The sequence below is a fragment of the Pseudarthrobacter kochi genome (assembly GCF_055412805.1).
The window spans coordinates 75,623-101,345 of record NZ_JBVAYV010000010.1; the positions used below are offsets into that span (position 1 = coordinate 75,623).

The window sequence follows — 25,723 nt, forward strand, 5'->3', positions numbered from 1 at the left end:
AGCTACAACCAGCAACGCCGGGAGGACCAGCGCGACAAGTCTGAATTTGGAATCCCGCAGGTGTCGCACGCCAGCCTCCCGGTACTGCCGGCTCGGCCCGCGCAGTACCTCCCGGTATACCACCGGCGCCATTGCAGGTAAATAAGGCCACCCTTGCTGGGGGCTTCCGGTTCCCGTTGCTGGGGACAAGGGGAGGAACCGCACAGCCAGCCCGCCACCGGCGTGGCGGGCATCGCTTGAGGGAATCCCGGACCGCAAATCAGAACTGTTACGCCGGCAGAATACCCGAGCGGCTCAGCAACGCCTGAGTTTTCGGATGCTGCGGGGCCGTGAAGATCCGACTGGGCGGCCCTTCTTCCACGATGACCCCTTGGTCCATAACGACGATGCGGTCCGCAATGTCCCGTGCGAATTGCATCTCATGGGTGACGATCACCATCGTGGTTCCCTGCTGGGCGATCTTTTTAATGACCGACAGAACTTCGCCTACAAGCTCCGGATCCAGGGCGGAGGTCGGCTCATCGAAGAGCATGACACTGGGATTCATGGCCAGGGCCCGGGCAATGGCCACCCGCTGCTTCTGGCCACCGGAGAGTTTGCTGGGGTAGTTCTCCATTTTGTCCGCCAGTCCCACCATCTCTAGGTTGGGGACGGCAACAGCTTTGGCCTCGGCAGCAGACAGCTTCTTCACGTCGCGCAGCGGCGCCATCACGTTTCCCAAGGCCGTCTTGTTCAGGAACAGGTTGAAGTGCTGAAAGACGAAGCCGATGTCGGTCCGCTTCTGAGCCGTGACCGACGCTTTCTCGGCGAACAGTTCCCCGTCGCGTTCGTCGTAGCCGATCAGGTGGCCGTTGACATAGATCCGGCCGGCATCGATGGTCTCGAGCTTGTTGATGCAGCGCAGCAGCGTGCTTTTGCCGGATCCGCTGGAGCCGAGGATGGCAATCGTTTCGCCGCGGTGGACCACAAGGTCCACGCCCTTGAGTACTTCCACCCTTCGCTGCACGTGGGGCTTGCCGGTAAGCCTTTTCCACAAGGTCGGCTTCGTCTCCGAGACGAAGGTCTTGTGAACGTCGCGGACGTCAATAATGGTCTCGTCAGCCACTGGCCCGTGCCTTTCGTTCAAGCACAACCACGACGCGCGAGAGTGGAAGGCTGATGATCAGATAGAGAATGGCCGCTGCGGTATAGATCGCGGTGGTTTGGAATGTCTGGCTGTTGAGGATGTTGGCGGTCTTCAGGATCTCGGTCACCGCGATCACCGAAGTCAGTGCGGTGTCCTTGATCATGGCAATGAAGTAATTGCCGATCGGCCCCATGGAGACCACGAAGGACTGGGGAATCACCACTTTCCACAGGGTCTTGCTGGGCGTGTAGCCCAGGGACAGCGCGGCTTCTGTCTGGCCGTGCTCCACGGAGAGGATCGCGGAGCGAAAGACCTCGGACAGATAGGCAGCGTAGTTGAGGCCCAGGCCCAGGATGCCGGCCGGTACAGGTTCGATGCTTATGCCGATGCTGGGCAGCACGAAGAAGATGTAGACCAACTGCACCAGCAGCGGGGTGCCGCGGATAACCTCCAGGTAAAACGTGGCAATGCCGCGGAGGATTTTGAACGAGGAAATGCGCGCCAGCGCAACCAGGAGTCCCAGCACGAGGGCGATCGCCATGGCGCCGAGCGCGAGTTGAACGACGATGGGCACGGCCTGCAGGAGGGCCGGAAACACAGCCAGGGTGTTGGTAATAAAGTCCACTGGGAATCCCTAGGTTAGGGTCGGGCAGGGGTCAGCGGGCACCGCGATCAATAAGCGGATGCCCGCCGAACCTGCATGGAATCTGGAACCTATTTGGCCGTGTTGGCTTCGCCCAGCCCGTACTTCTTGAGGATCTCGAGGTACTTGGGTGTCTTCTTCAGGTCTGCCAGCCCGGAGTTCAGGTCTTGCAACAGCTGCGTATCGTCCTTGCGCACGCCGGCCCCGATGATGCCCGGGTAGAACGGCTCATAGGGTGAGACGAGCTTCAGCTTGGGGTTCGGCTTCTGGACGAGGCTGTAGCCGATCACGGCACTGTCGGTGAAGACCGCATCAACCTGTTTGTTTTCCACCGCCGCGAGCAGGGCAGCCTGCGAGTCGAACAGCTTGACCTGGCTGCCGCCAAGGCTGTCAACGAGGTCCTTGAACACGGTGCCGGTCTGTGCGCCGAGAACCTTGCCCTTTACATCGTCGCGTGAAGCCAGCGTTGAATCGGCCGGGACCACCATGGCTTCGCCTTCGGTGTACCAGGGGTCGGTGAAGTTGATCTGCTTCTTCCGGTCATCGGTGATGTACATGGCGTCGACGATCGCGTCGGCCTTCTTGGCATTGAGCGCCGCGATCAGGGTCGCGTACTCGGAGGTGAAGACCTTGATCTTCCAGCCCTTCGCCTGGGCGATGGCGTTGATCATCTCCCCGTCGATGCCTTTGAGCTCGCCGGTGGCCTGGTCCGTGAAGGAGAAGGGGGCATCGTTGGAGGTCGCGATCGTGATGGTCTTCTGTTCACCGCCGCCCGTGACCCCGCCCCCTCCACTTGAGCCACAGCCTGTCATGGCGAGGGCCACTGCAACGCCTATGGGCACCAATGCAGCGAAACGCTTGCGGAGGATTTTCGTTTTCATGATGGGGGTGCCTTTTGCTAGGGATGGATTTCTATCGGTTGAAGCGGTCGAGACGCAGAGTGGCGGTGGCCTTATGGGCTGCCATTCCTTCGGTGTCGGAGATGGCCGAGACGTAATTTGCCAGACGCGGCGTCGCACTTCTTTCGACGCGCTGGAAGGTGAGGGGTTTGAGGAACCGGGCGACCGAGAGCCCTGCCGATGACCGGGCGCCCCCGCCGGTGGGCAGCACGTGGTTTGTGCCGGATGAGCCCTTGTCCGAGTAAGCCACCGTGGACCACGGCCCGAGGAAGATGGAGCCGTAGTTCTGCAGGTTCTCGTGGAAGTAGGAGTCATCCGAGGTCTGGATTTCCAGGTGCTCCGGTGCCAGCAGGTCCATGATCTGCACGGCCGTTTCCCGGTCCTCGGCCACGTAGACGGTGCCGTAGTCCCGCCAGGCCGGTCCGGCAATGTCACGTGTGGCCAGCGTCCGCAGCTGCTTGTCGACGTGCCGGATGACCTCTTCGCCAAACTGGTGTGAGGTGGTCACAAGCGACGCCGGTGACTGCGGGCCGTGTTCGGCCTGGCCGAGGAGGTCAGCGGCGACAATTTCGGCGTCGGCAGAGTCATCGGCGATCACCGCGACCTCGGAGGGGCCCGCCAGGAGGTCGATGCCGACGCGTCCGAACAGCTGGCGTTTGGCCTCGGTGACGTAGGCGTTTCCGGCGCCGACCAGGATATCGGCCGGCTGCTCCCCCAGCAGTCCGAAGGCCATGGCGGCCATGGCCTGCACCCCGCCGAGGGCGAAGGCCCTGTCCACGCCGGCCAGGTATGCGGCGTACAGCACTGCGGCGTTCCCACCGCCCGAAGCGGTTGGCGGCGTGCAGGCCAGCACATTGCGTACGCCCGCGGCCTTGGCGACACCCACAGTCATGAAGGCGCTGGCAAGAATCGGAAACCGGCCCGCCGGAAGGTAGGCTCCGACCCGTGCCACTGGGACGTACCTTTGTCCGGTGAAGACTCCGGGGATCAGTTCAACTTCAAAATCGGTGAGGTGTTCGCGTTGCTCAACCGCGAACAGCCTGGTTCGCTCGGCACTGGCCATCAGGGCCTCCCGCAGTTCCGGGGAGAGCGAATCACCGGTCTTTGAAAGCTCGTTCTTGCCGATCTCAAGACTCGCACCCTGCCACCTGTCCAGCTCCCGGGCGTACTTGAGGACAGCGTCCATCCCGTTGGTCTCAATGTCACCGAGCATCGCGGAGACGGTCGCCACAACTTCGGGAAGCCGCTGGGCCGGCACGCTCTCGATGGCAGGGCCCTTGAGGGTGACGAAGTTACCCGGAATGTGGGCCCTGTCACGTTCGGTTATGTGCATGAACTAAAAGGTACTGGCCCCCGGGTTACGGCACAACGGGACCTGAACAGGTGTCTGCCACAGGGTTGCCCTATGGCAGAAGTGGCGCAATACTTCAAGAATCCACATCGTTCCGCGCCTGAATACCGACCTCCAACCCGCCAAGTTTCGCTCCGATAGCTAGGGGAACCATGACTCTCGCGCAGCTTCGGGCTTTCCTCGCGGCCTATGAGCTTGGTTCTTTCACGGCCGCGGCACGAAAGTTGGAAACAAGCCAAGCCTCCGTCTCAGAACTCATCAGCAGGCTCGAACACGAACTGGAGCACAGCCTCTTCATCCGTGGCGGGCGGCAACTCATCCCCACGACGGCGGCTGTTGAGTTGCAGGTTCACGCGCTGCAGTCGGTCACATCATTCGACAACGGGGTGGAGGCACTGAAAGCCATGTCGTCACTGGAAGGCGGCGTCTGCACCTTCGGAGTGCTGCGGTACGGGGCCCACTACGACCTTGCCGATCTGGTGCAGCGCTTCCACCGCCGGTATCCCAAAGTTAAGGTGCACCTGGTGGGATTGAACTCCGTGACCGTGGCCGAGTCCGTGGCCTCGGGTGAAATTGAGGCCGGGCTCATCGTCCTGCCGGTGGCAGAGGCGGGCCTTCAGGTCAGGCCGCTTTTCAGGGACGAAGTCTTTTATGTATCGGCGACCCGGCATCCCTCGCGCGGCCCCATCACCATTGAGGAACTCGCTGAGTCCAAACTGGTGCTCTACGACGCCTTCGCCGGCTGGCGCGACCCCACCCGCCGGCAAATTTTGGAGCGTGCCCGCCTCAAAGGGCTGAAAATCGAACCGGCCATCGAGGTGGAGCATGTCGATACCGCCCTTGGGTTGGTGGCCGCCGGAGCGGCGGACACCTTTGTTCCCCAAGCTATCGTCAGCGGGCCGGGCTTTCCGAAAAATATCCACGCCGTCCCTTTTGCCGAACCTTTGTACGACACGATCGCGCTGGTTCAGCGGGAGGGCGCATATTTGTCACCGGCGACAAGGAAGATGGCCCAAATGGCCGCGCGGACCCTCCTGTCCAAAGTGGTACCCGGACAAGACATCAGGCGCGCAACCGAGCAATAGCCCGGCAGCGGACCCTCGCAAACACGGTGACTTTCCGGCAGCAGCACTTCGCACGCCGAGAACTCAGGGAATTCTTGGCCACTTCAGGCCGAATTACTCATGCCACGGCTGCAATAGGCGCGCACACTGATGCCATTCTCGATTCCAATCTACTGGGGGCGGTTCAGATGATCCGAGTCAGGCCAGGCGGTCTGCAGCGAAGTTTCAATCCTCAACGCCGCAGACTGTGGACTTTCATGGGAGGCTCAGCGGCCCTCCTTTCGCTGCTCCTGCTGTCCGCCGGTGCCACCGGCGCCGCGGCGCCACAGGATCTGCAGTCCTCGTGCAACGCGGCCAAGGACTTGACCGCTGCCGATCACTGGCAACTGGCCTTGGATCTGATTGAGAAAATCCGCGGACCCCTGGACCTGCAGGTGACGACTCCCAGCACCGCCTGCGAAGCCGAAAGACTTGATGCCGTTGCCGCCCTCGGGGCCGCCCAGCTCAAGGACCAAGCCAAGGCCGACGCGAAAGCGGCGAAGGAAGAGCCCGCGACGGGGCTGCCCGCAGGCTGGGATGCCTTCGTGAAGTCATGGATCACTCCCCTGCAGAGTCCGGTCATGGCAGGGCTCGGGATGATAGCGGCCCTCCTAGTTCTGGGGAGGCTGTGCGTTTTCATTCCTGGCATGCCGCCGGCAGCACTGCCGTGGAAACAGCATTCGCTGCGGCTGGGACGCACCTTCCTGTTCGGCGGCCTTCTGCTGATCCTGGCCGCGCCCATTGGCATCATTTACACCTTGTCAAGCATTCCGGATGGACCGGCCGCAGCCTGGGCCTCGGCAGCTTCGCTGGCGATCCTGCTTGGAGTTGGGGTGGCCGGCGCCTTCGCGTTGAGCCTGTGGATGTCGAGCCGGCTACGCGTTTCCATCGAAGCCCGCGACGGCGAAGGGGAAATCAGCGAGGCAGTCACCAACCGTATGGTGGCGCTCCTGAACGAACTTGGAAGCACCCGTCCTCGAGGGCTGGAGATTCCGCGAGGTACGGACGTCACCGCGCTTAATGACAGCCTGGCGTCGGCCAGTTCAAGCAACCAAGTATTGACAGCGCTGAGGGCCATTGTCCAGCTCATCTTTGGTGCCATCCCGTGGCGGGTTTCCATCACGGAGGCGCCTAACGATCACTTAGCCGTGGTAATCACCCGGAACGGCTGGGCAGCCGGTGCCGCCACCATTGCGGGGGACAACACAGAACTATTTCCCGCACAACCCGGCGCCTCCCACGGCGAGGATCTCCATCTGGACAAAATGGCCGCGGCGTTCATCCTCACCACGATCGCCACACGGCATCAGGGGTTTGAAGGACTGTGCGGAGCAACTGATTGGCGAAGCGTCGGGCTGCAGTTCATCGCGACAACCGACTTCAACGACGCCGAGGACAGGTGCCGCATGCTTCTGGCGAGGGCCACCGACTTTGACCCAAAGAACCTGCTGGCCGAGGTGGCGCTTCAGAACAAGATGCACCGGAGAAGTACGGACCCGCGGGAGTTGGAATCCTACGCCGAGTGGCTGTGGAAGAAGCAATCCGAGCTCGGGCAGAGGGGCCGGAACGGAAAGCTCGCAAGCCCCGAGTTAGCAAGCCTGCTACTGCGCCTCCGGCTCACTTATCTCTGCGTCACCCTCAACCTGGCCAGCAGCTCGGCCGGCTGCATCATCGGCGCCGAGCCGCGAGCCGTGGCCCATGAGCTGATGAAATCGCTCAAAGCGCCCTCTCCGGATAGCGAGTCCCTGGCCCTGCAAATGCGGGCCCGGGCGGCTGTTCTTTGCGCAGCCTTCGATTGTCCTGTCACTGCGGATGAGGACTTCAATTCATGGCAGAGGGAAGGGCTGGAGTCTCCTGCGCCCTACCCGGCCTACAGCGCGGCGTGCCACTACGCCCGTGAGGCTCTGCGACTTGAGGGGTCCGCGCGCGCCCAGGCCGCCGAGAAGGCAAAGGACCGGCTGCAGTATTCTTTTGTCGATCCGGAGCTCAAGGCTTGGGCTTCCAAGGACCCCGAGCTCCAGAGGCTGGCCTACCTCGATCCTGAATTCCGGGCCTTCCTGGACAGCGACGCCAGCCAGGAAGAGCGGACATCCCTCAGCATCATTGTTGTCGACGTATAAAAGGCCCTGCCCCGAGATTCGCCCCCGCCGGCCGCTCAGGCGTCGAAGTGCGTCCGGACGGTCCCGTCAGTGAGATTCCGGAGGACCTCGGCCGCGACGTCGCGGAGCTTCTGGTTCCGGTTGCTGGACACCCGGGTGAGGATGCCCATGGCTTCCTCCTGGGTGCAGCGGTTCTGAGCCATCACGACGCCGCAGGCCAGGTCGATCGAGGTGCGGTGTTCCATGGCGGCCTTCAGGTCCTCGGCCCGGGACTGCGCGGTGCCGATCCGGACGGCCAGGCGGAGGGAGCGGCCGGCGAGGTCGGCGAAGCCGGATGCTTCGGCAATGATGTCCTCGGTGAACAGCCCGGTGCCGGAGCCGAAGAAGTTCAGGGCGGCGGCCGCGTCGTCGCCGATTTCCAGGGGCACGCCCAGGGTGCTGCGGACGCCCTGGGCCGCGAGCTGGACCTGGTAGTCCGGCCAGCGCGGATCGGTGTCGACGTCGGCCAGCAGGACCACGGAGCGTGTCCGCAGGGCTTCGATGCAGGGGCCGTCGCCGAGGCTTTGCTCAATGCGGTCCAGGATGACGGCCCGGGGGCTGCTCCCCGCCACGGTCATGGTCTTCTTCCGGCGCTGCAGCGTCACGCCGCATTCGATCCCAGCGCCGGCGGCCTGGCTCAGTGTGGCCGCCGAGAATTCCGCGAGTTGGCCGAGGAAGTCCTCGACGTTCTCCGTTCCCATCAGGAGGTCCTGCAGTTGCAGGGCGGCTTCATCCCCGGCGTTGTTGGTCATGCCTAAAATGTAGGGCGCTCGCCGGCCCGGCACAACTTCAGTCCGCGCGGCCGGCACCGGGCGGTTAGACGTAGCCGTCCACGATGGCGGCAGCAATCTCGCGGTAGGCGCGGCGGGTTTCGGGGCGGAGCACATCGAGGGTGACCAGGTCGCCGTCGGCCACGCCGCGGTCATGCGGGACAGCGATCAGCTGGCGGCAGATGCCGGACAGGTGGTCCTCGATCGCGTCCTTATCCACGCGTGAGGACACCTCGTCCTTGTCCGTGATGACCACGATGGCGTTGCGGGCCAGTTCCTCATAGCCGTGGCCGGCCAGCCAGTGCAGGGTGCTGCGGGCGCGCTTGGCGCCGCTGACCGCATACCCCGCCGCGATGATCAGGTTGTCCGCGGACTGCAGGATGCCGCTCATGGCGTTGTGGGTGACGCCGGTGCCGCAGTCGGTCAGGGCCACGGAGTAGTAGCCGGAGATGAGCTTGCGGATCCGCAGGTATTCCTCCGCGGTCAGGGAGTCGGAGACCTCGGGGTCCTGTTCACCGGCAATCAGGTGCAGCCGGCCGGCGTGGTGCATGTACCGGGCGAGGGCGGTGAGGGAATCGATGGAGTCGATGTTCTTTAGCAGGTCCGTGATGGTGCGGGGGCTCTGCTGCTGGTAAATGCCCTCGCCGAGGGCGCGCTCGACGAGGTCGCCGGAGTCCGGGTTCGCGTCGATGGCGCACGGCGGGTCACCGCGGAACTCGGCCAGGGTCAGCCCGACGCCGACCGTCGTGGAGGTCTTGCCGATGCCGCCCTTCAGGCTCAGGACGGCGGTGTTGTAACTGCCCTGGAGCTGGCGGGAGATGCGCCGCGCCAGTTCGTCCTCTTCACGCTGCCGGGCGCTCGGGCCCAGGTTCAGTCCGCCGCCGGTCAGGGTGTAGAGGGCGCCGCGGAGGCCGCCGACCGGCCGGGGCTTCTGCTCGCGGACAAAGAGGCCCGGCGAGCTGATGAAATCGGGAGCCGGGGCGGACAGGGCGGCGGCCCGGCTGGCGGAGCGGGCGGCACGGCTGGGCAGGGCCGGGATGGAAGGTGCCGCCTCGGGGGCGGCGGGCAGGTCTGCTCGAACGGGAGCGGGAGCCTGCGGGACAGCGTCAATCAGCGGACGGGTGTCAATCGGAGGACGGGTCGGGGCCTGCGGCGCATCGGCCGCAGCTGCGGCTTCTGCCCATGAGCTGCTGCGGACGGTGCGCGCAGCTTCGCTGCCGACGTCGCTGGGCGTGATGATGGGCATGGTTCCTGTCCGGGCGTCGGAGTCCTCGCCGCGGCGGCGGTCACGCCGGCGACGGAGTTCGGGTTGTTCTGCCTCCGCGGCAGCATGGGCTGTGTTGTTGTCCACCGGATCGGGCATATTGGTCCCCCCTGGGACTCACAGCGCAGGCCGCTGCGGTGCTCGTTTGAATTGGTTCAACCGCAATTCTAGGCGCAGACGCAGTGGGAGGCGGACAGGAGGCGTCCGCAAATAGTGATCCGGTTAGTTCAGGGCGATCAGGAGCATCTGGTTTGTGCCCGGAATGCAGGTCTGCAGGATCGCCCGGGGGAAGCCCCCGAACACGGCAGAGACGGCGTTGGTGGTGCCGCCCTGGGGAACCTGTCCGCGGCCGGTTGCGGTGTAGGTCCCGTAACCGGCGATGACCACGGTTTCGCCGACGCCGATCCCCGAGAACCGCGCCCACCCACCGCAGAAGTCGTGTTCGGTGATGAACAGCGAGTAGGCATCCGTCGGCGTGAAGTGGATGGGGCCGATGCACCTGTCCACCATGGCCTGGCCGCCCGAGCCCGCCACGTAGATGGTGCGCACAGCCGGTGCGGCCGGAGGAGCCCCCGCAGGAGCGGCAGGAACTGCGGCTGGTTCTGGTTCCGGGGCTGCAGGAGCCACCGCGGGAACGGCAACTGGGGGTCCTGTCAGCTTCAGTGTCTGGCCGGGCTGGATGATGCTGGACACGCCCAGCCCGTTGGCCGCCAGCATGCTGTAGACGTCGACGCCGAAGCGTGTAGCAATGGCTCCGACGGTGTCCCCCGGAACGACGACGTACTGGTTGGCATCGACGCTGGCGGCGGGGTCCTCCGGCGGAGCCGGAGGTACCGCCGGTGGAGGGTCGGACACCGCGATCGCGGCGGCGGGGGGTTCCGGCGCAGGAGGGGGTTCGGACGAAACGAGGGGTGTCTCGTCGGCCGCAGGGTTCGGAATGTCCGGGGAAACGGCTGGCGCGGTGACTGACGGCACAGTAGTTTCCGGGGCCTCGGAAACCGGGGCCGCAGGCGGTTCCGTGGACAAGGCCGCCGGGGCCGAAAAGCCTCCGATGGCCGTGTCTGCCGTCGTTCGATCGGACGGCTGAACTCCCAGACAGGCCGCCAGTGCCCACGCAATCAGGAGGACGATCGCGGCGATCAGCAGAGAGGAAGTTTGGGGGAAACGGCGGTTTCCCGGACGTTCGTACTTGGAAGCCATCTGCATCAGCCCGACCTATGATTAGGCGGATAATGAGGAGCCTGATTTTGGTCTGTTCAAGACCTCAAGGCGGCTGCACACTCTGCGAGGACGCGGTGTGAGGACTCCTGAACGGGCAAGCCCGGACAGGTACGCACTAATCCTGAGAGTACGGATCAGGCAACAACTCCGCACGCGTAGTTGTTGCCTGTATTCTTCAGCAGCACCACTCGGAGCCTTGCTAGGTCTCCGTGGCAGCCGGTTTCGAACTAGCGCGGTGCCAGCGCCAGAACCACGACGACGACGGTCACCACGGCGAGGATTGTCAGGCCCACGTAGGCCCACCATTTCGGCTTGGTGCGGTGTGGGTTGATGTCGATGTACGGCACGGTTAAGGCTCCAGGCGTTGGGTGGCGGAGGCGTTCCGCTTGCGCTTCACGCAAATTGCTACATAGAAAACGCTGGCGAGGACCAGCAGGCTGCCCAAAAGAATGCTGAGGGCAAGGATATAGCCGGGCAGAGTCACGGATGAGACCTCCTGGGAGCAGCAGCATCATTGATGCGCGGCCGGGATCCCCATCCTCCGGGCGAGCTGAGCGCTAACGGGATTGGACCCTTGAGTGCGGATCCTCCACGAGGTTACGCAGGGGCTACGGCTGTTGTCCATTTACTGCGCAACGGGCTGCCGCAGCGTTTGCGCAGGATTTCCGCAGCCTCAGTGATGCGCCCGGGTCTCCTGCAGGCGCCTGATGAACCAGCGGGACTGCTCGGGCCCGTAGGGCAGGATCGGGATGGCCTTGGTGGCGTCATCCGGGGTTTCCCGCGTGGCCTGGGTGGCCTGCCGGACCGCCGTGGTCATGGTGTTGGCCATGGTCTTGACGAACTGGTCGCTGCACGGTTCGCCGTGGCCGGGAATCAGGAACTCATAGCGGTGGCGCAGTGCCGAGACGTGCCTGAGGACATCGGCCCACTCCTCGGGGTAGGAATCCTCGAAGGACGGGTGCAAGCCCTGCTCCACCAGGTCGCCGGCGTAAAGGGTGGTTGCCGTTCCCACGAGGAGGTCGCCGTCGGTGTGTCCGAAGCCAAGGTAGAAGAAGGTGACGCTCTGTCCGCCGAGGTCCACGAGGACCGGCTGGTCCTTCACGATCGCGTTCGGCACCACGAGCCCGGTATTAGGGCCCTCGCCGGCAGCCATCTCCGGCTCATCGGTGGCGACGGCGCGGCGCTGGCTGTCGCCGTTTTCCTCGATTTCCGCAGCACAGTTCTCGTGCGCCCAGAATTCGGTCGCTCCGGCCTCGGCGAACACGGCGTTGCCGAAGAAGTGGTCGTAGTGGGCGTGCGTGTTGACGACGACAAGCGGTAACTGCGTCTTTTCCCGCACGGCGTCAAGGATCTCGCGTCCCTGCCGCGGTCCGCTGCCGGTGTCGATCACCAGTGCGCGTTCGGAGCCGACCACCAGGCCGGTGTTGAGCAGGGAACCTTGGGTGGTCAGGACGTAGTTGTCCGGGCCAACCTCGAGCCATCGTGACATTAAATCTCCGTATTCCGGGGGTGGTCCGGCGTCGTTGGTGCGATGTTCTGCCCTCGATTGTACGCACCGGAGCTGGCCGGACGCTGGAAGCGGGCGCCGCGCGGGAGGACTTTCCTGCCGCACGTTCCGCGCCCGGTTCAGCGCCAGAGGTTCAGAGCAGGTCAGAGGTCCGCCAGGACCGACCCCGGGTTCTCGATCGCGTCGGCCACGTAGCGCAGGAAGCCGCGTGCGGTACCGCCGTCGCAGACACGGTGGTCAAACGTCAGGGTCAGTTCGGTGATCTTGCGCACGGCGAGCTTGCCGTTGACCACCTAGGGCTTGTCGATGATCCGCCCGACGCCGAGGATTCCCACCTCGGGGTGGTTGATGATCGCGGCGGAGCCCTCCAAGCTGACAACATCGATGCCCCTGCTGTGATTAATCCCCGCACGCGCGTTCTGCACCAGCGCCCGACAGCTGACGGATCGCCCATGGACCGCTGGGACCCTCGGCCTGAATGACCCATTCGCGGCACTCATTGCCACTTATCCGACCAGCGCCAGCCTTGACCCATTGCAGCCTCGCGGGCTGACCGTCAAGAAGGTGGGCATTGTCCTGGCCACCGGCACGGCGGCGTGGGAGAACTGGCTGGTGGAGTCCGGGTACGTCACCTGGGACCCCATCACCCAGCAGCTGCTCATGGTCTACGTCGGCTACTCCACCGACGCCGGGGCGGCGGGCACAGCGTCCGTGGGGCTAGCGACCAGCCTTGACGGGATCAACTGGACCCGCACCGGCACGCCACTCCTGCAGGGTACCGGCGTGGTCAATGACCCGGACCGGTACGGCACCACCGGCCCGTCCATCCACATTGAGGACGGCGTCTACTACCTGTTCTACATCGGCCTCGACGGGTACGGGTATGAGATGGGCACCAAGCGGATGATGCTCGCCACCGCCACGTCCCTGTCTGGGCCGTGGACCCGGCGCGGCGTCGTCATCGCACCGTCCGGGACCGGCTGGCGCTCCACCGCGATCTACCACCGCAGTATCATCAAGCACCCTAGCGGGCAGTTCTTCATGTTCTTCAACGCCTACGGCAACGGCGGCAAGGAGCGCATCGGCTACGCGACCGCCGACACCCTGCTGGGGCCGTGGACTGTGGATGACGTGAACTCGCCCCTGGTGGACGTAGGCGCGTCGGGCGCATGGGATGACGAAATCATCGGGGACCCCTCCGTGTACCGTGTGGGCGATATGTGGTACATGGCCTACTACGGTTTCGACGGCACCAACTCACGCGACGGCGTAGCTTTTACGACGAATGCCAACTTCCCGCTGGGTTGGACTAAGCACGCACAGAACCCGATCCTCAACGTCGGGGCCAACGGGTCCTACGACAACCTTCACGCGGGCAAGCCCTGCATCGTCCAGATGCCCGGCGCTATCTACCACTACTACACGGCGGTAGGGAACGGGCAACCAACCGCGGCTATGCGATCCATCGCCCTTGCCATCGACTCCCCAGCCAGCGTGCCGAATGATCGACTGAACCCCAAGCCCGTCGTGGACACGTTCAGCCGGGGCAGTGACTCAGCCACCACGCTAGGCACCGCCCCAACCGGGCAGGCGTGGCGCAACGATATCGGTGTCTGGCGGCACTACAACAACTTCGCCGAAGTCATCACCCTCGGAGCGGGCAGCATCGCCATCGCCAGCCTCGACGCAGGGTATGCAGACAGCAAAACATCCATGAAGATCCTCACCCCGGCGTCCGTGGGCGCGTCACTCGGGCTGATTTTCCGCATGATCGACGCGACCAACTTCATGTGGGCTGATGTGGATAGCGCCGGCATCGCAGTCAACAAGAAGGTCAACGGGACGGACACCGCAGTAGCAGCCAAGGTGGCCCGGACCATCGCAGCCGGGGACACCATCGCCGTTTACGCCTACGGTAGATCCATCACTGTCCAGCACAACGGCGTCACGGTTATCTCCGTCGTGGACCTGTTCGGGGCAGTGGCAGGAACCCGGCGGGGCTTCCGCAACTCCGCAGGCGGCGGCGCCCAGGTCGATGACCTAATGGTCACGCCGTAGGGAGTCACTAGGCTACCGAGTTACCTCTGCGGCCTCACGCGCCCGTGCTGCCTGACGCCCCCTGCGGCGCCAGGCAGCACGGAGCGGTTCCTCGAGGAACAGTGTGGAAAGAATGGCAACGACAAAGCTAGCCAACACCATGGGCAAAGCTCCAAGGCCAGCGAAAAGGGTTCCAGCCATGAGTAATACCGGCCAGTGCCAGAGGTACAAGGCGTAAGAGATGCGACCGACGAACCTCAGTGGCGCGAGTTCCATCACCCGAGAACCGGACAACAACGCGACCACGAGCACGGCAGTTGCGAACGCTGACGCCACGGGCAGCGTGATGTAAGGCTGCGGCACCCAAGGGGCGGCAGCAATGCAGGCCACGATAACCAAGCCCGCGCCAATGCCGAGGAATCTCCGCAGCCTGGCATCAGGTATGTGCAGCCCGAACAGCGCAATCGCGCATCCGAGCAAGAGTGCGTATGCGTTGGAGGCGATGTTTGCGTAGGCAAAATCGACAGAGCCAACGGCGGTAATCAGCAACCGAATGCCTATGGAACCTAAAATCAGAACGCCCACCAATCCGTAGCCCCAGCGCCTACTCCGAAGGGCTAATGCGATCAGAAGCGGCCACAGTAGATAGAACTGCTCCTCGACGGCTAGCGACCATGTATGGCTAAGAAGCGTCTGGTCGTGCTGTTCGTGCAGGAAATCCTCAAGGTAAAGGGTTGCGCTGGCGACGTACTCAACAAGCAGTTCCCACGGTTTCCCTGCGGCGAGCCACCATGCGCCGATAACAACTTCCATGGCCAGAAGTGCAGGGAACAGCCGTGCAGCCCTATTCCCGAAGAATGATCTGAAACTCCACGTACCATCCAGCCGCGCCCGCAGGATCACGTTAGTAATCAGGAACCCTGATAAAACGAAGAAGATAGTTACGCCCACTACCCCGGCTGGATATCCCTGGGGTATGAGTCCCGAGTGGTCCGCGATCACTAGGAGGACGGCGAGTCCCCGAAGTCCATCAAGAGCAAGCCAATGCTGGCGCGTCGATACGCGCTGATCCCCCATAGTCATGCCCAAAGTCTAAGGGCTTGATAAGACCGGTTATGTGCCCAAGTAACGGGTGGATGCGTACCGGCGCGCATCTCCGTTGACCTCTTACTGACAACCGACATCGAAGAACGGCAATCCCGTTTCCACAGACCCCGCGCGAAGGGCAGGCTGAACCGTCGGTTCAACATTCGGGCGTGCATCAGCGGGAACGCCCCTTCATCAGCCCTCACATATCCGCCAGCACTGACCCCGGGTTCTCGATCGCGTCGGCCACGAAGCGCAGGAAACCGCCGGCGGTTCCGCCGTCGCAGACGCGGTGGTCGAAAGTCAGTGTCAGTTCGGTGACCTTGCGCACGGCGAGCTCGCCGTTGACCACCCAGGGCTTGTCGATGATCCGTCCGACGCCGAGGATTCCCACCTCGGGATGGTTGATGATCGCGGCCGAGCCGTCCACCCCAAAGATGCCGTAGTTGTTCAGCGTGAAGGTCCCGCTGCCGAGCTCCGCCGGGGTCGCCTTGCCGTCGCGCACGACGGCGGTGAGCCGCCGGATTTCGGCGTCCAGTCCGCGGGCGCTGAGTTTGTCCGCGTTGCGCACCGACGGCACCATCAGGCCGCGGTCGGTCTGGGCCGCGAAGCCGAGGTTGACGCCGTCGAAAACCACGATCTCCTGGGACGCTCCGCCGGTCGTGTCCTCGGTGGTGACGAGCCGGGAGTTCAGTTCCGGGAACTTCCTCAGCCCGGCCGTGACGAAGCGGGCGATGAACGCCAGCAGGCCCGGGGTGTGGTGCGGATCCGCTTTCTTCAGCGCGGCACGCAGCTCCACGAGGGCGGTGGCGTCAACATCCACCCACACTGTGGCTTCCGGGATCTCGGACCGGCTGCGGGTCATGTTCGCCGCGACGGCCTTGCGCACGCCACGGACGGCGGTCCGGCCGGTAATGCCCAGCCCGGTGCGGGCATCGGTGTCGCCGGTCCCCGCGACTGCAGCTGCCGCCGGGGTTTCGACGGGCGCCACGGCCGCACGCCCGGCCACCGAGGGCTTGATGACCGCCTCGACATCTCTCCGCATGATGAGCCCGCTGGCGCCCGACCCCTGGAGATCCCCCAAATCGACCCCATGGTCCCGCGCCATCCGGCGAACGAGCGGAGAAATAACAGCCCCCAGCTTCCCGGGAACCCGGGTCCGCATCAGCACCAGGTCATCGGCAGCCTTCTCGGCAGCAGACACCTGCGCCACCGGCTCGGCCACGACGGGCGCAGCCGAAGATTTCCGTGGCCGGGTCCGCCGGGCAACCCCATGCCCGCCCGGAGTCCCGTACCCAATCAGAACATTCCCGGATCCGGCCTTCTCCTCCTCGCGGTACACCGCAGCGGCGGCGTCTTCTGCAGTTTCGGCAACCTCCGGGGCTTTGGCTGGCGCGGCCACCGCGCCAACGGGAGTCACGGAGATCAGCGGCTTCCCGACGTCGAGGGTCTGGCCGGGCTCGCCGTGCAGCACGGCGACGGTGCCGGCATACGGGGAGGGCACTTCCACCATGGACTTGGCGGTCTCGACCTCGGCGATCGGCTGGTCCACGCGGATCTCGTCGCCCACGGCGACGAGCCAGCTGACGAGCTCGGCTTCGGTGAGTCCTTCGCCGAGGTCCGGGAGGAGGAATACTTTCGGTTCGCTCATGGTCAGTCTTCCCACTGGAGGTCGTCAACGGCGTCGAGGATGCGGTCCACGCCGGGCAGGTAGTAGTGCTCGAGCTTCGGCGCCGGGTACGGGACATCGAAGCCCGTGACACGGCGGATCGGCGCGGCGAGGTGGTGGAAACAGCGTTCCTGGACCCGGGCCACAATCTCGGAGGATACGGAGGCGAAGCCGTGGGCCTCGGCGATGACCACGGCGCGGCCGGTCTTGCGGACCGAGGCGCAGACTGTCTCGTCGTCGAACGGCACGATCGAGCGGACGTCGATCACTTCCAGCGAGCGGCCTTCCTCGGCGGCGGCAGCAGCTGCAGCGAGCGCCGTCGGGACAGACGGTCCGTAGGCGATCAGCGTGGCGTCGGTGCCGGGGCGGGCGACGGCGGCCCGGCCTTCGGAGGAGGTCCCGCGTTCGGTGTTCTCGGCGTGTTCGGTGCGGAGGGCGTCCAGGTCCACCTGGTCCTTGGACCAGTAGAGCTTCTTCGGCTCCATGAACATGACGGGGTCGTCGGAGTCGATGGCTTCGCGGAGCATCCGGTAGCCGTCGGCGACGGTGGCCGGAGTGAAGACCTTGAGCCCGGCGGTGTGGGCGTAGTAGGCCTCGGAAGAGTCGCAGTGGTGCTCCACTCCCCCGATGCCGCCGGCGTAGGGAACCCGGATGACCATCGGGAGCTTCACGGCACCCTTGGTGCGGTTGTGCATCTTCGCGACGTGGCTGACGATCTGTTCGAACGCCGGGTAGGCGAAGGCGTCGAACTGCATCTCGATGACCGGGCGCATGCCGTTCATCGCCATGCCCACGGCCATGCCGACGATGCCGGACTCGGCCAGCGGGGTGTCGAAGCAGCGGCTTGTCCCGAAGGTCTTGGTGAGCCCGTCGGTGATCCGGAAGACGCCGCCGAGCATGCCGACGTCCTCGCCGAAGACCAGGACCGAGGGGTCCGCGTGCATGGCGTCCGCCATCGCGGTGTTCAGGGCCTTGGCCAGGGTGATGCTCTGCGGGCCGGTCTGTTCAGCCACAACTGCGGCCTTGGCGGCCGCACGGGCCGTGGCTGCGCTGACGTTGCCGTTCGCCTCGGAGGAGGTGGTGATGGTGGGGCTCATTTCGCGGCCTCTTCCCGGGAGAGCTCGTCGGCGAGCATCGCGGACTGTTCCTTGAGCTGTGGTGTGGGGGTGGAGAAAACGTATTTAAAAAGGTCCTGCGGGTCGACCGGCACGTCCTCGCTCAGGCCTTCGCGCAGCTGGGCGGCAACAGCTTCGGCCTTCTCGGCGATCCGCGCGGAGCGGTCCTCGCTGAGCAGACCGCGGCCGGTCAGGTAAGTCTTCATCCGGCTCAACGGGTCCTTCGCCACCCATTGCGCGACTTCGCTGTCCTGGCGGTACCGGGTGGCGTCGTCGGCGTTGGTGTGGGCCTGCATGCGGTAGGTGTGCGCTTCCACGAGCAGGGGGCCGGACCCGTCGCGGGCCAGCTTGACGGCGCGGTCCAGCACGGCGAGGAGCGCGACGATGTCGTTCCCGTCGACCCGTTCGCCGGCCATGCCGTAGCCCACGGCCTTGTGGGCGAGCGACGGCGCGACGGACTGGTGCGCGAGCGGCACGGAAATCGCGTACTGGTTGTTCTGCACGAAGAAGACCACCGGCAGGTGGAACACCGCGGCGAAGTTCAGCGCCTCGTGGAAGTCACCCTCACTCGTGGCGCCGTCCCCGCACATGGCCAGGACCACGGTGTCCTCGCCGCGCAGCTTGGCGGCATGGGCCACGCCGACGCCGTGCAGCAACTGGGTGGTCAGCGGGGTGCACTGGATGCCGACCTTGTGCTCGGCCGGGTTGTAGCCGCCGTGCCAGTCGCCGCGGAAAAGCGTCATCGTCTGGACGGGATCAACACCGCGGGCCATCACGGCCACGGAGTCGCGGTAGGTGGGGAACATCCAGTCGCCCTCGGACAAACACAGGGCGGCGGCGACCTGGCAGGCCTCCTGGCCGTGGCTGGAGGGGTACACGGCCATCCGGCCCTGCCGGACCAGTGCGGAGTTCTGGTCGTTGACCCGACGTCCGACGACGAGCTGCTCGTAGGCGGCCATCAGGTCCTCATCGCCGGGGAGGGTGTATTCATGGCCGGGCTGGGTGCCCTGCTCGGTGTGGGGGTTCAGGGTGCCGTCGGGACCCACCATCTGGATCTGGTGCCGGGCGGGCAGCATGTAGTCCTCGACGGTGATGCCGAACTTGCGGACGGCCTCGCTGGCCGCACTGCTCGGCGCTGCCGGGGGCTGCGCAGTTTGGTCTGCGGAGATCGTCATTGGTCTGTCCTTCTGTAGCCACTATTCCTTCCAAGTATGCGGCGGGGCGATGTTTCGTATCCAGCATCAGCAACAATCGTGGAGAAGTAAATACATTTGCCCTATTCTGGAAGACAAATTGTTAGTGTGAGCTGGATTACCGGCGGGGGTTGTGGACGAATGGCAGAGGACGACGCGGACCAGACGGCGGTGCCGCTGGATGAGGTCGACCGGAACATCATTGCCGAACTGACCAGGGACGGCCGGATGTCCGTGACGCAGGTCGCGGAAAACGTCCACATCTCGCGCGCCCACGCCTACACGCGGATTGCGCGGTTGACCGGGGAGGGCGTGCTGACCAAGTTCACGGCACTGGTGGATCCGATCAAGGCAGGCCTCAAGTCCTCGGCGTACGTCACCCTCAAGGTCCGGCAGCATTCCTGGCGGGAGCTGCGGGAACTGCTCCGCGCGATCCCGGAGGTGCACCACATCGCGCTGGTGGGCGGGGACTTCGATGTGATCCTGCTGGTGCGAGCCGTGGACAACATCGATCTGCGCCGGGTGATCTTCGACCAACTGCAGTCCATGCCCGGGGTGCTGGACACTCAGACGTTTCTGGTGTTTGAGGATTTGGATACGCGGTAAACAAGCCCTGGCGAATCATCGAAGAGGACCTGACCGAGCGTGGACCCCCTGCCCCGCCAAGCGCTCATTGCCGTTGATGATTTGGTCGGCGCCGTGGGCGAAGGCTGCAGTCGCTTGCACCTGCCGGTTGCCGCCCCATAGGTGCTGGATTAGGTAGATCGTTACGGCCGACTTGCATACCCTGCGGGATTAAATGATTGCCAACGCCAGTGCTCTTCGCACATCTGTGCAAGGTTTCGGCGGGCAGTCCAGCCGAAATCGGCCAGCGCAGCAGCAGTGTCGGCGTAGCTGACGGCCGCATCGCCAGGGCGCCGAGGAGCGCACTCAAATGGAATCTCGTGGCCAGCAGCTGGGCTGAAGGCCCGAATAACTTCGAGGACCGACGATCCGCGCCCAGTTCCCAGATTCCAGCGGAAAACGCCCGTTCTTGACTGAATGTAACTGAGCGCGGCAAGGTGGCCCTCCGCGAGATCCTGCTTTGAGTCCGGCGAAATGGATGACTGCGTCAAAACCACCCGAGGCGAGAGTGAAGTTCACCGCGGCTGCGTCCATCAGATCGATTTCTCTCAACTCCACCGACTTGCCCGCTATGCGCTGAACCCGCCGAAGCGATTCGGACCTGGAATTCGTGAGGTTATCGAGGACAACAACATCGTGTCCCGCTCACGCCTCTACGTCATGACAACCTGAACTATCTATGAGCGTGACGAACCCGCAGGCATGGTGGGCCGGACGAATCCGATGCATTGCGCCCCGCCAACAGCGAGCCCGTGCGCTACTCAGCACGTGCCGACCCGGGTGTTGAGGCGGCCCGCTGACTACAGCAGCTTCGGACCCCGCCCGGCTGCTGGCCAACAAAGAATCCGTCGTGTCCAAACCCAGACGCCTGCGAATCGTCCGCTGCCACCGCCGAAGTACTATTGCTTCGAGAAACAATTTCAACAAACGAGCAGTGGGGGCGCGACGGTGAAACCGATAAGAATACTTCATGTGACAGAAGCGATGGCGGCCGGAACCTTAACAGTCCTGCAGTCTTTCGCAAAACGTCAAGTAGACGAGGGTGCACAAGTTTCGGTCTACTACATCGAGCGGCCAGATTCACCCTCCCTAGCCAACAATCGGGAACGCTTCGACAGCAGGGTAAGTCTGCGCAGCTTCGGGAGGGGACGCGGCAAAGTGGCCGCTTACTACGAACTGACCACGGCGATTCACAAGGCTCAGAACACGGCGCAGTTTGACGTTATCCACCTTCATTCTTCCAAGGCAGGAGCATTCGGACGTTTGGCTCACTTATTTTCGCGTAAGTCAGCCAAGGTTTTCTACTCTCCTCACGGCTTTTCCTTTCTAAGGGAAGACGTGCCGCCCGTGGTCCGAGAGGCCCTGAGATGTGCGGAGAAGATGTTAGCTCGCTTGGGGAATGGCTTGGTCTTGACCTGCGCTAGCGAGCAACGAGTTGCTGAGCATTCCCTTCGGGCCAGGAATACGTATGTGGTCAACAGTGGGGTAGACGAACTTTCAGTGAAAGAATCCGGTGTGAGTGGAGGGAGCCCTCAAACTATGCCAAACATCCGGCCGAAAGTGGGCGTAGTGGCTCGCGTCACCTATCAGAAGGCGCCGTGGAGATTTAAGTTGGTGGCGGACACGCTTGGAGAATTCGCTGATTTCATCTGGATCGGCGGCGGAGATGCCGACAAGGAAGCCCTTTGGCTCGGCGAGCACACGCCCACGGGGTGGCTATCTCCACCGGATCTGGACGCGGCTTTTAGAGAATTGGACATCTTCTTGTTTCCGACCCTCTGGGAAGGTATGCCGCTCGCTCTGATGCAGGCCCAGGCGACCGGCGTTCCGTCGGTCGTATCAGATGTGGTAGGTAACAGGGACGCGGTAATCCATGAAAAGACTGGCTATGTTTGTAGCTCGGATGACGAACTCATAGCACGGACCAGGGAACTCATCGAGGACGGCGAGCTCCGCAGACGCATGTCTGAGGCAGCAATCACATGGGCACACGAAAGCCTTACAGATCGCGATCTGGGCGTGCAATCCATGGCAATTTACACCGGCACGGCGGCAGCCGCATGACGAAGTCCGTTGTGATCGGCGGTAACGGGTTTATCGGAGCACGCCTCGCAGACGCCCTGGTCAGGCGGGGCCGGGAAGTGACAGTATTCGATCGATTTTCGCACGGGATACAGAACTACACCTCTCCTCAAATCCAGCAGATCGTTGGCGATTTTCTCAATGTCGAGGACCTCCGAGGCGCAGTCAAGGGTCAGGACGAAGTGTTCCACTTCCTGTCAGCCACCACCCCGGCGACCGCTGAGAACGATCCGACAATTGATATTCGCATTAACACAATTCAGTCGGTGGAACTATTCGACGCTTGCGCCCGGGAAGGCGTAGATATGCTCTACTTCGCATCGACGGGCGGCGCTATATACGGCGACCATGCCGAGTCGGCCGTTAGCGAGGATAGGATTGCAGCCCCGAAGTCGCCCTATGCGATCGCGAAACTGTCTCTGGAGCACTACCTGGAGTTCTTCCGCGTGACGAAAGGTCTAAGCTACCGCATTTTTCGGATATCCAATCCCTACGGCCCAGGACAGAATCCAGCAAAGCCTCAAGGTTTAATACCGATCGTCTTGAGACGTATTTCCCTCGGTCAGCCCGTGATTCAGTTGGGGAATGGCTCTATGGTGCGGGACTATATCTATATCGATGACCTAGTCAATATGATCACGGCCGCTGTTGGCCCCGGCGGCAATCACCGGGTTTATAATGTCGGCAGCGGTGAAGGGCGATCCGTCGCCTCCGTCCTTGATGAGATTCGCAGCGTCACCGGCACGGACTTCACAATCGAGCGTCGGCCAACGCCGCCTAGCTTTGTTGACCGCGTAGTACTGGACGTGGGGCGCTACACGAACGACTTCAGTGTGACCCCGAAAATGCCCCTCAACGAAGGAATAGCACACACATGGGAGTCAATTCACCAGACTAAGTGACACTGGACCCTTAGAAAAGACCCAAGCACCGACGAACTCACAAGGCCGGTCCACAAATCGTGCGCCGCACATCCCAACTAGAGGAGTCGGTGCTCACTTGCAATTCACCGGCCCGGCTAAGGGATCGACCCGATGATGAACCGGCGAAATGCGACAGATAGTCAGAGGATTTGTATTGGAAAACGTTTGCGTAGTGACAGTAACGTACGGGGATCGATTTAGCCGATTAGCTAAAGAAACCATAGCGCGAGCCCTGAAAGCTGGCGCGAGACACGTGATTTTGGTGGACAACGGTTCCAGCAAAGAATCTGTCGAGGAGATAAGTGCTACGTACGCGGATACGCCGAATGTCACTATTGAATTAATGGGAAAAAACACTGGATCAGCCCCAGCATTCTCTAGGGGAATTCAGCTTGCTGCGGCGCAGGAAGCGCCATACATTTGGCTGCTAGATGACGACAATTGGGTCGAGTCTGATTCATTGCAAAAACTACTCCTTGTACAGTCCTCATCCGCACTTGACTTCGATGACCCATTGACCAGTGTCTGTGGCAGGCGCGATCTCGACAATAATCATCAAAGAGTATCTGACGGCCTCCCTGTATCGCTTACGTATCCGCCGCCAGGATCATTCATGTTCTTCGACCTGATTACTCAATTAAAAAGGATTCTCTCTCGTCGAAGGATACAGCGTCCCTTCACTTTGGCGCATTTGACTGTTCCTGAAGCGCCATATGGTGGCTTTCTATTTCCTACCGCTCTACTTGCCGAAATCGGTCTTCCGCCAGAAGAACTCCGTCTCTATGCGGATGACACCATTTGGACTTCTCGTGCCGTTGAAATGGGCCATCGCATTATTCTAGTCGATTCGGTCCTAGTGCATGATGCAGATGCTAAATGGGCGCGAGAAGGCGGGCGCGGGCCCTTCGGACTATTGGACACCGATCAGTATGAAAAACTATTTTATTCCGTAAGAAACAGGGTCTTCTACGAAAAACGTAGAGTCACATCTAGATCCTTGGCAGCGCGCTACGCCGTAAACAAAACAATTTACGTTGCCCTTGCATGGGGTGTCTCGCGAAGAGGGAGCTCTGCAACGACCCTGAGCGTATTTCAAGAGGCCATCAAGCATGGAGAAAACGGGTTGCTCGACAATACCCAGTGGCTATCATCAGCGAGTTTGAGGGGTCCTGCTTAGTCGAGGCACCAGGTATCTCACCCGACGAGACACCGAGACATGAATTGCGTGCGCGATCATGGGGAGACTGAACCCGGAACTTTTCGGGCCCTTCGCAGATGAGCGTGGTTCGGACGGTCTGAGGCTGGAGCCGCGGGGTAGGCCCTTTTCAGGCTTCAAGGTTCCCGGGGAATGGTCTGCTGAGATGAATGCTCATGCTGCCATTCGGGCGGCACTTCTCAAGAGGATACGCGATTTGTAGTTGTCCGGATTTCGATAGCCGCGCGCGGTTCGCTTGATGTGTTTTATAGCAGTGTTATTGGCTTCTACTTTGGCTGTGGTTGCACCGGTGACGATGAGGACTTCGATCTCGGCCCACCAGCGGCAGATGGTCTTGTAGAGCCTGTTTGTTTCAGGCATCGCAGCGCGTGCCACGAGGTCAGCAAGCGCGTTCTTGGCCGCACCTGCGTCCACAAGGGAACTGGTGCTCAGCAGGGTGCGGAGCTGTTCCTTGACCCGCCAGGCGGCTTGGAGGTTGCCGGTGGGATCCTCTGCGGCGAACACGCCGCCAAGACGGTGCTGGCCGCGTTCGGAGAGGTTCTCGTCCGCTTTCAGCAGCAGCAACCGGTTCGCCCACGCCGGGTCCGTGGCCCTGCCCCGCCGGCCCCGAACCTGCTGCGACAGGCCCTGCCGGACCGTGGTGAGCATGTCGTTGGCCAACATGGTCATGTGGAACAGATCCACCGAGACAGCGGTGCGCGGCAGCCACATCCGCAGCGCCTTTCCGGAACGCCGCGGACGGGTCGATTGCGACGACCTGCACGCCGAGCCGCCACTCCAAGGGCCGGGCGAAGAGCCAGTCGCCGACGCCCTTGTGGTCCCGTCCGTCCACGATGCCTAGGACCTGGCCGGTGTCCACATCAACGATCGTGGTCATCCACGGCTCATACCGGGTCCAGGCCTTCGTGGCAGGGTCCTGGAAGAACCGCACGGACCGGTAGCGGTGCTCATCGATGCCCAGCATCCTTGGCGCCAGGAGGTCCACGTCCGGAAGGCGGAGAGCGGCGTCACCGACGACCTGCTGGACCAGCCACCACGAGATCCGGAACGCCATGGCCGTCTCGGATACAGCACGACCGGAATCGATGACCGCGTTCACCAGCGTCTCCCGGAGCCTGCGTGTAGATTGAGTATTTGAGGCTGTTAACGCCAACCCAAAATAGGGCCAGAAACGCCAACTGAAAACAGGGCCACCGACCATTATGGAAGGTGATCAATTTGGATGATTGGGCGGAGATACGCCACCTGTTTTCGACGGGCAAGCACTCGAAGCGTGAGATCGGCAGGATCGTGAGGGTTTCCCGCGGAACGGTGGATCGTGCGCTGGAGTCAGATCGGGCGCCGAAGTATCAGCGGGCGGCCGGGGTATCGAGTTTTGATGCGTTTGCTCCCCGGGTGCGGGAGCTGTTGGTGAAGACGCCGACGATGCCGGCCGCAACGCTCGCGGAGCGGGTGGGCTGGTCTGGTTCCGCGTCGCTGTTCCGGGCGAAGGTCGCCGCGATCCGGCCCGAATACGCGCCGCCGGACCCGGCTGACCGTCTGGTCCACGAGCCGGGGTTCCAGGTCCAGTGCGATCTCTGGTTCCCGCACGAGCCGCTGCCCGTCGGTGCGGGCCAGAACGACACGCCACCGGTGCTGGTTATGAGGCTCTTCAGAATTGAGAGTGTAGTTTCGGTCTGAATCCGCCGGATTCGAGGAGTGATCTGGCGATGTAGTTGGTGAGGTTGCGGAAGCCGAGGGCGGAGCCGCGGAGGTG

At 63.1% G+C, this 25,723-nt stretch carries 20 protein-coding genes and 3 pseudogenes; 8 read left to right on the forward strand and 15 right to left on the reverse strand.

Going from position 1 to position 25,723, the window contains the following annotated elements; translation table 11 throughout:
• Positions 1–268 precede the first annotated feature (268 nt).
• From ACZY0Y_RS07615 to hisD, 4 genes are all read right to left on the reverse strand, one after another.
• Positions 269–1,105: an amino acid ABC transporter ATP-binding protein gene (locus ACZY0Y_RS07615; protein WP_463957291.1), complete on the reverse strand. Its 837-nt coding sequence runs from the start codon at positions 1,103–1,105 to the stop codon at positions 269–271.
• Positions 1,098–1,751, reverse strand: coding sequence for an amino acid ABC transporter permease (locus ACZY0Y_RS07620; RefSeq protein WP_463957292.1), 654 nt, complete (start codon positions 1,749–1,751; stop codon positions 1,098–1,100). Before ACZY0Y_RS07620 ends, ACZY0Y_RS07615 begins: the two co-directional genes overlap by 8 nt.
• A gap of 89 nt (positions 1,752–1,840) precedes the next feature.
• Positions 1,841–2,650: an ABC transporter substrate-binding protein gene (locus tag ACZY0Y_RS07625; protein WP_463957293.1), complete on the reverse strand. Its 810-nt coding sequence runs from the start codon at positions 2,648–2,650 to the stop codon at positions 1,841–1,843.
• A 31-nt stretch (positions 2,651–2,681) separates the two neighbouring features.
• Positions 2,682–4,001: a histidinol dehydrogenase gene (gene hisD, locus ACZY0Y_RS07630; protein WP_463957294.1), complete on the reverse strand. Its 1,320-nt coding sequence runs from the start codon at positions 3,999–4,001 to the stop codon at positions 2,682–2,684.
• Positions 4,002–4,171: 170 nt separating this feature from the next.
• On the opposite strand from hisD, the gene ACZY0Y_RS07635 reads away from it, so the two are divergent.
• Both ACZY0Y_RS07635 and ACZY0Y_RS07640 read left to right on the forward strand, forming a co-directional pair.
• A complete protein-coding gene (locus ACZY0Y_RS07635) occupies positions 4,172–5,104 on the forward strand; it encodes a LysR family transcriptional regulator (RefSeq protein ID WP_463957295.1) in 933 nt (310 codons plus the stop codon).
• Between the two features lie 26 nt (positions 5,105–5,130).
• Complete coding sequence (locus ACZY0Y_RS07640; RefSeq protein ID WP_463957296.1) at positions 5,131–7,242, forward strand: hypothetical protein; 2,112 nt, start codon at positions 5,131–5,133, stop codon at positions 7,240–7,242.
• A 35-nt stretch (positions 7,243–7,277) separates the two neighbouring features.
• Here the strand turns inward: ACZY0Y_RS07640 and ACZY0Y_RS07645 are convergent, their stop codons facing one another.
• The 5 genes and pseudogenes from ACZY0Y_RS07645 to ACZY0Y_RS07665 all read right to left on the reverse strand — a co-directional run.
• Positions 7,278–8,012 carry a GAF and ANTAR domain-containing protein gene (locus ACZY0Y_RS07645; RefSeq protein ID WP_463957297.1) on the reverse strand — a complete coding sequence of 245 codons (735 nt, stop codon included), beginning with the start codon at positions 8,010–8,012 and terminating at the stop codon, positions 7,278–7,280.
• 64 nt (positions 8,013–8,076) lie between these two features.
• The gene (locus tag ACZY0Y_RS07650; RefSeq protein WP_463957312.1) at positions 8,077–9,276 is read right to left on the reverse strand and encodes a MinD/ParA family ATP-binding protein; all 1,200 of its coding nucleotides are present in this window, start codon (positions 9,274–9,276) and stop codon (positions 8,077–8,079) included.
• 240 nt (positions 9,277–9,516) lie between these two features.
• Positions 9,517–10,500, reverse strand: a complete 984-nt coding sequence (locus ACZY0Y_RS07655; RefSeq protein WP_463957298.1) for a LysM peptidoglycan-binding domain-containing protein — start codon at positions 10,498–10,500, stop codon at positions 9,517–9,519.
• Between the two features lie 688 nt (positions 10,501–11,188).
• Positions 11,189–12,004, reverse strand: coding sequence for an MBL fold metallo-hydrolase (locus ACZY0Y_RS07660; RefSeq protein WP_463957299.1), 816 nt, complete (start codon positions 12,002–12,004; stop codon positions 11,189–11,191).
• A 161-nt stretch (positions 12,005–12,165) separates the two neighbouring features.
• Positions 12,166–12,402: pseudogene (locus tag ACZY0Y_RS07665) on the reverse strand (2-oxo acid dehydrogenase subunit E2); the annotation flags it as partial.
• A 154-nt stretch (positions 12,403–12,556) separates the two neighbouring features.
• Between ACZY0Y_RS07665 and ACZY0Y_RS07670 the strand changes: the two are divergent.
• Positions 12,557–14,080, forward strand: coding sequence for a family 43 glycosylhydrolase (locus ACZY0Y_RS07670; RefSeq protein WP_463957300.1), 1,524 nt, complete (start codon positions 12,557–12,559; stop codon positions 14,078–14,080).
• 12 nt (positions 14,081–14,092) lie between these two features.
• Here the strand turns inward: ACZY0Y_RS07670 and ACZY0Y_RS07675 are convergent, their stop codons facing one another.
• The 4 genes from ACZY0Y_RS07675 to pdhA all read right to left on the reverse strand — a co-directional run bounded on the left by ACZY0Y_RS07675 (position 14,093) and on the right by pdhA (position 19,104).
• The gene (locus tag ACZY0Y_RS07675; protein WP_463957301.1) at positions 14,093–15,142 is read right to left on the reverse strand and encodes an acyltransferase family protein; all 1,050 of its coding nucleotides are present in this window, start codon (positions 15,140–15,142) and stop codon (positions 14,093–14,095) included.
• A gap of 205 nt (positions 15,143–15,347) precedes the next feature.
• The gene (locus ACZY0Y_RS07680; RefSeq protein WP_463957302.1) at positions 15,348–16,796 is read right to left on the reverse strand and encodes a dihydrolipoamide acetyltransferase family protein; all 1,449 of its coding nucleotides are present in this window, start codon (positions 16,794–16,796) and stop codon (positions 15,348–15,350) included.
• A 2-nt stretch (positions 16,797–16,798) separates the two neighbouring features.
• A complete protein-coding gene (locus tag ACZY0Y_RS07685) occupies positions 16,799–17,911 on the reverse strand; it encodes an alpha-ketoacid dehydrogenase subunit beta (protein WP_463957303.1) in 1,113 nt (370 codons plus the stop codon).
• Entirely contained in the window at positions 17,908–19,104 is a 1,197-nt protein-coding gene (gene pdhA, locus ACZY0Y_RS07690; RefSeq protein ID WP_463957304.1) for a pyruvate dehydrogenase (acetyl-transferring) E1 component subunit alpha, read from the reverse strand. The genes ACZY0Y_RS07685 and pdhA overlap by 4 nt, the downstream gene beginning before the upstream one ends.
• Before the next feature lie 159 nt (positions 19,105–19,263).
• On the opposite strand from pdhA, the gene ACZY0Y_RS07695 reads away from it, so the two are divergent.
• On the forward strand, positions 19,264–19,728 hold the full coding sequence (locus ACZY0Y_RS07695; RefSeq protein ID WP_463957305.1) for an Lrp/AsnC family transcriptional regulator: 465 nt from the start codon (positions 19,264–19,266) through the stop codon (positions 19,726–19,728).
• Positions 19,729–20,052: 324 nt separating this feature from the next.
• Here the strand turns inward: ACZY0Y_RS07695 and ACZY0Y_RS07700 are convergent.
• Positions 20,053–20,328, reverse strand: a pseudogene (locus ACZY0Y_RS07700) (hypothetical protein); the annotation flags it as partial.
• Positions 20,329–20,718: 390 nt separating this feature from the next.
• Between ACZY0Y_RS07700 and ACZY0Y_RS07705 the strand changes: the two are divergent.
• The 3 genes from ACZY0Y_RS07705 (at position 20,719) to ACZY0Y_RS07715 (ending at position 23,928) form a co-directional block, all read left to right on the forward strand.
• Positions 20,719–21,810 carry a glycosyltransferase gene (locus tag ACZY0Y_RS07705; RefSeq protein WP_463957306.1) on the forward strand — a complete coding sequence of 364 codons (1,092 nt, stop codon included), beginning with the start codon at positions 20,719–20,721 and terminating at the stop codon, positions 21,808–21,810.
• Positions 21,807–22,730: an NAD-dependent epimerase/dehydratase family protein gene (locus ACZY0Y_RS07710; RefSeq protein WP_463957307.1), complete on the forward strand. Its 924-nt coding sequence runs from the start codon at positions 21,807–21,809 to the stop codon at positions 22,728–22,730. The genes ACZY0Y_RS07705 and ACZY0Y_RS07710 overlap by 4 nt, the downstream gene beginning before the upstream one ends.
• A 193-nt stretch (positions 22,731–22,923) precedes the next feature.
• Positions 22,924–23,928 (forward strand): glycosyltransferase, encoded by a 1,005-nt coding sequence (locus ACZY0Y_RS07715; protein ID WP_463957308.1) that lies wholly within the window; start codon positions 22,924–22,926, stop codon positions 23,926–23,928.
• Positions 23,929–24,120: 192 nt separating this feature from the next.
• Here the strand turns inward: ACZY0Y_RS07715 and ACZY0Y_RS07720 are convergent.
• A pseudogene (locus ACZY0Y_RS07720) lies at positions 24,121–25,096 on the reverse strand (ISL3 family transposase); the annotation flags it as partial.
• A gap of 80 nt (positions 25,097–25,176) precedes the next feature.
• Between ACZY0Y_RS07720 and ACZY0Y_RS07725 the strand changes: the two are divergent.
• On the forward strand, positions 25,177–25,647 hold the full coding sequence (locus ACZY0Y_RS07725; RefSeq protein WP_463957309.1) for a hypothetical protein: 471 nt from the start codon (positions 25,177–25,179) through the stop codon (positions 25,645–25,647).
• Positions 25,648–25,723 lie beyond the last annotated feature (76 nt).

Excerpts from the sequence above, each read along its gene's own strand:
- ACZY0Y_RS07675 (WP_463957301.1), bottom strand. The coding sequence starts at position 15,142 with ATGACTATGGGGGATCAGCGCGTATCGACGCGCCAGCATTGGCTTGCT.
- ACZY0Y_RS07680 (WP_463957302.1), bottom strand. The coding sequence starts at position 16,796 with ATGAGCGAACCGAAAGTATTCCTCCTCCCGGACCTCGGCGAAGGACTC.
- ACZY0Y_RS07650 (WP_463957312.1), bottom strand. The coding sequence starts at position 9,276 with ATGCCCATCATCACGCCCAGCGACGTCGGCAGCGAAGCTGCGCGCACC.
- ACZY0Y_RS07710 (WP_463957307.1), top strand. The coding sequence starts at position 21,807 with ATGACGAAGTCCGTTGTGATCGGCGGTAACGGGTTTATCGGAGCACGC.
- hisD (WP_463957294.1), bottom strand. The coding sequence starts at position 4,001 with ATGCACATAACCGAACGTGACAGGGCCCACATTCCGGGTAACTTCGTC.
- pdhA (WP_463957304.1), bottom strand. The coding sequence starts at position 19,104 with ATGACGATCTCCGCAGACCAAACTGCGCAGCCCCCGGCAGCGCCGAGC.
- ACZY0Y_RS07655 (WP_463957298.1), bottom strand. The coding sequence starts at position 10,500 with ATGCAGATGGCTTCCAAGTACGAACGTCCGGGAAACCGCCGTTTCCCC.
- ACZY0Y_RS07685 (WP_463957303.1), bottom strand. The coding sequence starts at position 17,911 with ATGAGCCCCACCATCACCACCTCCTCCGAGGCGAACGGCAACGTCAGC.
- ACZY0Y_RS07695 (WP_463957305.1), top strand. The coding sequence starts at position 19,264 with ATGGCAGAGGACGACGCGGACCAGACGGCGGTGCCGCTGGATGAGGTC.
- ACZY0Y_RS07625 (WP_463957293.1), bottom strand. The coding sequence starts at position 2,650 with ATGAAAACGAAAATCCTCCGCAAGCGTTTCGCTGCATTGGTGCCCATA.
- ACZY0Y_RS07635 (WP_463957295.1), top strand. The coding sequence starts at position 4,172 with ATGACTCTCGCGCAGCTTCGGGCTTTCCTCGCGGCCTATGAGCTTGGT.
- ACZY0Y_RS07645 (WP_463957297.1), bottom strand. The coding sequence starts at position 8,012 with ATGACCAACAACGCCGGGGATGAAGCCGCCCTGCAACTGCAGGACCTC.
- ACZY0Y_RS07660 (WP_463957299.1), bottom strand. The coding sequence starts at position 12,004 with ATGTCACGATGGCTCGAGGTTGGCCCGGACAACTACGTCCTGACCACC.